The 8172-nt window shown below is 26.1% G+C and carries 10 protein-coding genes and 1 pseudogene; 1 reads left to right on the top strand and 10 read right to left on the bottom strand.

Features of this window, described 5'->3' with window-relative positions:
- Nucleotides 1-152 precede the first annotated feature (152 nt).
- Nucleotides 153-308, top strand: a pseudogene (locus ACWYO2_RS03720) (IS3 family transposase); the annotation flags it as partial.
- A 50-nt stretch (nt 309-358) separates the two neighbouring features.
- Here the strand turns inward: ACWYO2_RS03720 and ftsZ are convergent.
- The 10 genes from ftsZ to murC all read right to left on the bottom strand — a co-directional run bounded on the left by ftsZ (nt 359) and on the right by murC (nt 8023).
- On the bottom strand, nt 359-1420 hold the full coding sequence (gene ftsZ, locus ACWYO2_RS03715) for a cell division protein FtsZ (RefSeq protein WP_455515155.1): 1062 nt from the start codon (nt 1418-1420) through the stop codon (nt 359-361).
- 13 nt (nt 1421-1433) lie between these two features.
- A complete protein-coding gene (locus ACWYO2_RS03710) occupies nt 1434-2084 on the bottom strand; it encodes a cell division protein FtsQ/DivIB (RefSeq protein WP_455515154.1) in 651 nt (216 codons plus the stop codon).
- 76 nt (nt 2085-2160) lie between these two features.
- Entirely contained in the window at nt 2161-3528 is a 1368-nt protein-coding gene (gene mnmE / locus ACWYO2_RS03705) for a tRNA uridine-5-carboxymethylaminomethyl(34) synthesis GTPase MnmE (protein ID WP_455515153.1), read from the bottom strand.
- A 45-nt stretch (nt 3529-3573) separates the two neighbouring features.
- Entirely contained in the window at nt 3574-4338 is a 765-nt protein-coding gene (locus ACWYO2_RS03700; RefSeq protein WP_455515152.1) for a Jag family protein, read from the bottom strand.
- The gene (locus ACWYO2_RS03695) at nt 4338-5009 is read right to left on the bottom strand and encodes a YidC/Oxa1 family membrane protein insertase (RefSeq protein ID WP_455515151.1); all 672 of its coding nucleotides are present in this window, start codon (nt 5007-5009) and stop codon (nt 4338-4340) included. Before ACWYO2_RS03695 ends, ACWYO2_RS03700 begins: the two co-directional genes overlap by 1 nt.
- Before the next feature lie 13 nt (nt 5010-5022).
- The gene (gene yidD / locus ACWYO2_RS03690; protein ID WP_455515150.1) at nt 5023-5232 is read right to left on the bottom strand and encodes a membrane protein insertion efficiency factor YidD; all 210 of its coding nucleotides are present in this window, start codon (nt 5230-5232) and stop codon (nt 5023-5025) included.
- On the bottom strand, nt 5229-5555 hold the full coding sequence (rnpA, locus tag ACWYO2_RS03685) for a ribonuclease P protein component (RefSeq protein ID WP_455515149.1): 327 nt from the start codon (nt 5553-5555) through the stop codon (nt 5229-5231). The genes yidD and rnpA overlap by 4 nt, the downstream gene beginning before the upstream one ends.
- 45 nt (nt 5556-5600) lie before the next feature.
- Nucleotides 5601-5735: a 50S ribosomal protein L34 gene (rpmH, locus tag ACWYO2_RS03680; RefSeq protein WP_066893872.1), complete on the bottom strand. Its 135-nt coding sequence runs from the start codon at nt 5733-5735 to the stop codon at nt 5601-5603.
- Nucleotides 5736-5829: 94 nt separating this feature from the next.
- Complete coding sequence (murB, locus tag ACWYO2_RS03675) at nt 5830-6687, bottom strand: UDP-N-acetylmuramate dehydrogenase (RefSeq protein ID WP_455515148.1); 858 nt, start codon at nt 6685-6687, stop codon at nt 5830-5832.
- Nucleotides 6674-8023: a UDP-N-acetylmuramate--L-alanine ligase gene (gene murC / locus ACWYO2_RS03670; protein WP_455515147.1), complete on the bottom strand. Its 1350-nt coding sequence runs from the start codon at nt 8021-8023 to the stop codon at nt 6674-6676. Before murC ends, murB begins: the two co-directional genes overlap by 14 nt.
- Nucleotides 8024-8172: the final 149 nt, after the last annotated feature.

The following is an 8172-nucleotide window of genomic DNA, read 5'->3' as shown; positions in this document are numbered from 1 at the left end:
AAATATAAATATTAATGATGTTGATATATTACAAAGTGATAGAGGGTTTCAGTATACATCATATATGTTTAAAAATATAACAAAAGATATTACACATAGCATGTCAAGACCAGGGCATTGTCCTGATAACTCACCTATAGAGTCTTAAGTCAGAGTGTTATTACAATAAGTTAAATAAAGATAAGTTTAGAACTAAAGAAGAAGCAATTAAAACAATTAAAGAATATATAGAATTTTACAATAAAGTTAGAGTAAATTTAAAAGGAACTACACCTTATCAAATAAAATGTAATTCCTTAAATTATTAATTTTAAATTTTGTGTCCAGTTTGTTGGTACATGTTCTAGGTACATTTATTTTAATCTAATACTGGCACTTGTAATGTAGAATAATTATTATTTACTTCTTCAATTTTATTTTCATTACTAAATTTAGGTACTGGTTGTCCTTCTTCAGCAACATCATCATCAAAACCTGTTGCAACTATAGTAACCTTAACATCTCTTGATGTATCATCATATATTATTCCTAGTATAATATTTAAATCTGGATTTCCTGAATATTTAGCAACTTCATCCATTATTTTTTCAAATTGAGTAACATCAGTTTCAGGATGTAAAGTTAAGTTTATCAAGGCATTTTTAGCACCTTTTAAACTTCTATTTAATAATTGATTTTCAGCAGCATCTTTAACTGCAATCAATACATCTTCTCCTTCTTTTGCTTCCCCCAATCCTATAACTGCATCTCCAGCATCTTTCATAACAGAACTAACATCAGCAAAGTCTATGTTCATCATTCCTTCTTTAGTTATAACCTCAGCTATACCTTTAACAGATCTATATAATACTTCATTTGGTTTAGAAAACATATTTGAAACTGCTTGATTTTCTGATTTATACTTAAGTAATTTTTGATTAGGTAAAACTATCAATGCATCAACATATTTTCTTAATTCATCTATACCCTCTTGAGCATTTTTTTTCCTTCTTATACCTTCAAAATCAAATGGTTGAGTTACAACTGCTACTGTTAAAGCACCTAATTCTTTAGCAATAGATGCAACAACTGGAGCAGCACCTGTTCCTGTTCCTCCACCCATTCCTGCAGTTATGAATATCATATCTTGACCTTTAAGTTGTGATTTTATATCATCTCTAGATTTTTCAGCTAAATCTTTTGCAATAGTAGGATCCCCTCCTGCTCCTAATTGTGAAAGAGAAATTTTAATATCTGCATTTGATTTCTTATCTAAATCTTGATGATCAGTATTTATTGCTATATATCTAACACTTTCAATTTTTCTATCTATCATATGGTTAACGGCATTTCCTCCACCTCCACCAACACCTATTATGCTAATTTTGGCACCTGCCATATATTCGTTTTGATTACCATTGAAATTATTGTTATATTCCATTTTTCCTCCATTCTCATTTAACTGCTATATCTCTAAATCTTAATTCTAAATATTCTAAATTTTTGTTTTCCTTCTCTTTTGTATATATCTTATACCCTAAATCATACTTATTCGTGTCAACATCTTTATCTGTATAAATATCCGTTCCATCAAGTAAAGTTAAAGTATAACCATCTTTTATAGCGTATATTTCGGATATTAAAGGATATATTTTACTTTTAGATAAATTAGACAAAAGAAGTTTCAAATTTTCTTCATCATTTTTTTCTAAAAATATTATAGGTATTTCTTTATCTTTTATTTCAGAATAATATGCAAAAGGGGTTAAATACTCATCAATATATATATATTGATTATTTATATATATTATTCCCAAAGGTGTTTTTTCATCTATTTTTATCCGTAATGTATTTGGGAAACTTCTAGATATCTCCACATCCCTAACTCTTACATCATTTAATAACTCAGCACTAAGTTGAGTTGTACTAATATTAAATATAGACTGTCCTTTAAGGTTATATAAATACTTAACAATATCATTCTTAATTAGATTATTATTACCTGTTATTGTAATATTTTTTATTTCAAAAAAGTTAGTTCCCATAAATATGAAAAGTATATACACAAACATCATAAAAATTCCTAAACTAAATATTTTTTTCAAAATTCTACCTCTTTAATCATGTATATATTCATTACATCTAGTATACTACATTATATCTATTTTTGTCTAGAGAAAATTATTTTCCTACACAAAATTTTGCAAAGATATGATCTAGGACATCTTCTGAACTAATTTCACCAGTTATTTCAGATAATGAATCTAACCCTTCTTTTAAATCTACAGATATTAAATCAAGTGGAAGTCCTAAATCTATAGTTTCAAATATATTAAATATTGATTGTTTTGTTTTTTCAAGAGCCGTTTTATGTCTAATATTTGTTAATATCAATTTTTCTGAACTATCTTCAACATCTTTTTCTACAATATATTCATATATATTATCTTCCATATTTTCTATACCAATATTTTCCTGAGCTGATATTTCTATAATATTATTTAATCCATATTGTGAAATATCTAACTTCCTATTTAAATCAATTTTATTCATTAAAACTATATAATTTTTATCTAATTCTTTAATTTTATTAATAATTTTAATATCTTCTTCTTCTAATTCTCTTGATGAATCTAATACTAATAAAACTAAATCAGAATCATTTATTAAATCTAGAGATTTTTGTACTCCTATATTTTCTACATAATCCTCTGTATCTCTAATTCCTGCAGTATCTATTAATACTAATGGTATTCCTTTAATATTTATTACCTCTTCTATTATATCACGAGTTGTACCTGGAATATGAGTAACTATAGCTCTTTCTTCTCTAAGTAAAGTATTAAGTAGTGTTGATTTACCAACATTAGGTTTCCCTATTATTACAGTTTTTATACCTTCTTTAATTTTTTTCCCTTTATTATATGAATTAATCAACCTATCTGCATTTTTGTAAACATCTTCTAATTTTTCTCTCAAATCTTGAGGTAATGGATCATCTATACCTTCTTCTGGATAATCTAAAACTACATTAACATGAGCAGTAATATCTAAAAAAGCTTCCTTAAATTTATTTATCTCATCTCTTAAACTACCTTTTAATTGATCTAAAGATAAAGAAACAGCTCTTTCTGTTTTACCATGTATTATATCTATTACAGCTTCTGCTTGAGATAAATCTATTCTTCCATTCATAAAAGCACGCTTAGTAAACTCTCCAATTTCTGCAAGTCTTGCTCCATTTTTTAAAATTACTTCTAATATTTTTTTTGTAGTATAATAACCTCCATGACAATTAACCTCTACTATATCTTCGGTAGTATATGATCTAGGTCCTTTCATTCTTGATACTAATACCTCATCTACTAAAATTTCTTCATCATATATATATCCATAATTTAATTTATAATTACCTAAATCTTTTTTACCTGATTTTGATACAAATATTTTATCTAATATTTCAAAAGCACGATCACCAGAAATCCTTACTATACCTATACCTGATTCTCCTTTAGCTGTAGATATGGCAGCTATTGTATCAAATAACATATTACCTCCTTTAATATAAAAGAGTCCAAATGGACTCTTTATTATCTACTTTTTCAATTTAATAATTAAACATCTTTTAGGTTCTACCCCTACACTAACAGTTTCTAATCCTTCTATTTTACTTATTTCTTCATGTATTATTTTTCTTTCTCTTGAAGTCATAGGATTTAATTTAACTTTTCTACGAGTTTTAATAACAGTTTTTGCTGTCTTATTAGCTAATTCTCTTAAAATTGTTTCTCTTTTTTCTTTGTAGTTATTAGAATCTATAAATATCTTAATATGTCTAAAGTCTTCTATTGACATTAATAAATATTCAAGAGATGATAAAGCTATCCCTTTTTCACCTATAATATATTTAATATCTTCCCCATCTAACTCAACGTTATATACTTTATCATTAAATGAAATATTTTTTATTATAACATTAAGATTAGATATAGCTAAAAATTCCTTAATAACAATATTTAATTTCTCAATTAATTTATTATCATTATTATTAACCTTTTTTTCTTCTGAAATTTCAACTACTTTAACTTTATCTTTTTTAACTTCTTTTTTTAAGTCTTTTTTTAAATCTTTTTTTATTTCCTTATTTTTTACTTCGCTTTTTATATTTTTAACTGAAGATTTCATTTCTTTTTTTACTATTTTTACTTCATATTCACCATCTGTTGAAAATATAAATAAATTACGAGGTTTTTTTAATTCTGTAATTTCTACAATTTCATCATTATTTAAGACTATCATATTTTTAATTTTATCCTGTAACTCATCTTTAGACTTTGACTTAAGAATAAATTTTTGCATTATGCTTCTCTCCTTTTCATAACATAAGTTTGTTGTGCTATTGAAAGTATAGAGTTAATAAAATAATATAAGTTTAAACCTGCAGGTTGTTTATAGAAAATAAATAACAGCATTATTGGCATCATAACTAACATACTTTGCATACTATTTGCTGTAGAATCATCACCTGTACTTACAGGTTGCATCATTTTTTGTTGAACTAATGTTACAACTGCCGTCAATATAGGTAAAGCATTAAATGTGAATCCAAATAACGTAAATAGCGCATCAGGTGCACTTAATTTAAACCATAAAAATGTAGCTGTATCTGGAACTATATTCCCATCTCTAAATGCTGTATATAAAGCAATAAATATAGGAAGCTGTATAATTACAGGTAAACATCCTCCTGCTGGATTCACCTTTTCTTCTTTATATAATTCTACAGTTTTTTGATTTAACATAGCCTTATCATTAGCATATTTTTTATTAAGTTCATCTATTTTAGGTTGTAATTCTTTCATTCTCTTCATTGATTGCTCTTGTTTCAATGTAAGAGGTAACATAAGTAATCTAACTATAACCGTTGTTAAAATTATAGCAACACCATAATTACCCACTATATAACTAATATTTTTTAATATAAAACTTACTATGTCAACTAAAAATTGTATTTTAAAAAATCCAAACATTAAATTCTCCTCTCTATTTTAAAGGATCATATCCACCTGGATTAAAAGGATGGCACTTAGAAATTCTTTTTATAGATAAAAAACTTCCCTTTAAAAAACCATATTTTAAAATAGCCTGTTTTGAATATTCTGAACATGTAGGGTAAAATCTACAATTTCTTTTTGTATATTTAGAGATTTTTTTTTGATATAGTTCTATTAAAAATATTGCAATTCTTTTCATTTATAACTCTTTTTCATAATATAACGTATATCTTTTGCTATATCTTGACACTTAATGTCTTTCATTTTATCTTTAAATATACTTTTCATAACAAAAATATATTCTCTTTCTAGTGAAAATAAATCTATATTATTTCTTATTGATTCTCTAATTAATCTTTTAGCACGAGATCTATAAACCGAATTTCCAGTTTTTTTACTAGCTACAATACCAAATTTTTGTTCTTTTGACTTATTTTCAAATAAAAGTAAATATTTACCACTTTTCTTTTTTCCTTTGTTATATACCCTATTAAAATCCCTAGTTTTTTTTAGTTTCTCCATTTTTTGCTCCATCTTTCAAAAAAAAACCGGTGTAGATCCTACCGGTTATGCTGATAATTTCGCTCTTCCTTTTGCTCTTCTTCTACTTAAAACGTTTCTTCCGCTTTTAGTTTTCATTCTTAATCTAAATCCATGATCCATTTTTCTTTTTCTTTTATTTGGTTGATATGTTCTTTTCATTATTTTATTTCCTTTCTCTTTTTACATCATAATTCAGTATATATTCTACACTAAACTTTCAAACTTGTCAAGTCTTTTCCCTTTACAAGTTATATTATTTTTCTAGTATAATAATTTCTGTTTCAAGTTGTATTCCTGTATTTTCTTTTACAGTATTTTTAACATGCTCTATAACATCTAAAACATCTTTAAATTTTGCATTCCCCATATTTGTTATAAAATTAGGATGAACTGGTGACACTTGTGCCTCACCTACGCTATAACCTTTTAATCCACAATCAGAAATTAATTGTGCAGCAAAATTACCTGTTGGATTTTTAAAAGTAGATCCAAGATTTGGTAAATTTAATGGATGTTTTTGTTTTCTTTGATTATACTTATCTAAACTTGCTTCTTTATTAAATCCTTTAGTTAATTTCAAAACAGTAGATACAACCACCCATTTATTTTCTTTTATAGCCGTCGTTCTATATTTTGAATTTAATTCTGATTTTTTTAATGTTTTAATTATTTTATTTTCAGGTTCAAATATTTCTACTTCTTCAACTACATCAAATAATTCTGTACCATAAGCTCCAGCATTCATATTAGTCATCCCACCAAAACTCCCTGGAATACCTGACATATTTTCTATACCTGAAAGGTCATTTTCTTCCATATATGATATAAATCTATCAAAATCAACACCAGAATATGCTCTAACAAAAGTTATCTCATTTTCTTTTTTTATAACTTCTATTTTATTTAATTTAGATAAACTTACAAAAGATATATCTAAATATTCATCATTTATTAAAGTATTTGTCCCGTTACCTATAAGATATATTCTATCACGTGTGTTATAAATCTCAACTAATTCTTCTTTATTTTCAACAAATATCAATTCCTTAGCTATACCACCTATCTTCATGTTTGAATATTCTTTCATCTCTATATTACTATTTACTATCATTTTTTATCCTTTCCACAAAACTATGTGCAAGAGAAGAAACAGATCCTGCTCCCATAAATATATATACTTTATCATTTTTATCTTCATCAAATAACTTTTTCATAAGTTCATCTTTATCATACACTGTACAATGGTTCCCTATTTTTTCAGCAAGTTTTTCAGAAGAAACATCATATATATTTTCTTCACTAGCTGAATATATAGGAAGAAGATAAATATTATCTGCTTCTCTTAAACTATTTGCAAAATCATTTAAAAAGAAACTTGTTCTTGAATATCTATGTGGTTCAAATATTACATTAACTTCTTTTTTTTCATTCATCTTTGCTGCTTTTATAGTTGCTAAAATTTCAGTAGGATGATGTGCATAATCGTCTATAATTCTAAACTTGTCATCATATATTACTTGATATCTTCTATTTGCCCCCTTAAAACTTAACAATTTATCTTGTATTGTTGTTTTAGGTACACCTTCATTTAATGCTATATATATAACAGGTAAAGAATTAGAAACATTATGTAATCCTGGAACTGATAATGAATATCTTCCTGCAAATTCACCGGAAATATATACATCAAATGAAGTAATTCCATCAATTACTTGTATATTACTTACATAAATTTCTACTTTATCCTTATTATTCTCATCAATAGAATAATAAATAATTTTTTCATCACTAAACGTTTTAAGTATATCATTATCAAAACAAGCAAGAACTTTATGCTTAGTTAAATCTACAAATTTTTTAAATGAATCAACTATATTTTCTAAACTACCGTGAAAATCTAAATGATCTGCTTCTATATTTGTAATTATAGAATAATAAGGATTCATATAAAGGAAGGTATTATCACTTTCATCTGCTTCTGCAATAAAATACTCACTATTTCCAACTTTAGAATTAGATGATATTTCAGGTATTATACCACCTACTGCAATATATGGATTTTTATCTAAAAATACCACTGATAAAAGTGAAGATGTTGTTGTTTTACCGTGTGTCCCTGCTGCAGCTATTCCTTTATCAAATTTATTCATAATTTCTGCAAGAAGGGCTCCTCTTCTATACATAGTTATACCTTTATCTTTCATATATGAATACTCAGGATTTGATTCCTTAATAGCAGTTGAATATACATAAGTATCATAATCTTTATCCTTAACATTTTCTAATTTTTGACCTATAAATACTTCAATTCCATTATCTCTTAATGTTTTAGTTATACCTTTTTCAGCTATATCTGATCCAGATACACAATATCCTAAATTTTTGAGTATTAATGCCAGACCACTCATTCCTATACCATTAATACCACTAAAAAATACATTCTTCATATTTTCCTCCTAAAATTAACTACTTAATTATACAATATAGGGTAAAAAAAAACAAGTCAAAAGACTTGTGACGTAATAATAAATGATGGCGTCCCTGGTAGGACTCGAACCTACGACCCTCTGATTAACAGTCAGATGCTCTAACCGAC

This window comes from Pseudostreptobacillus sp. (assembly GCF_977040545.1).
This window is presented reverse-complemented; position numbering and strand designations above follow the sequence as displayed.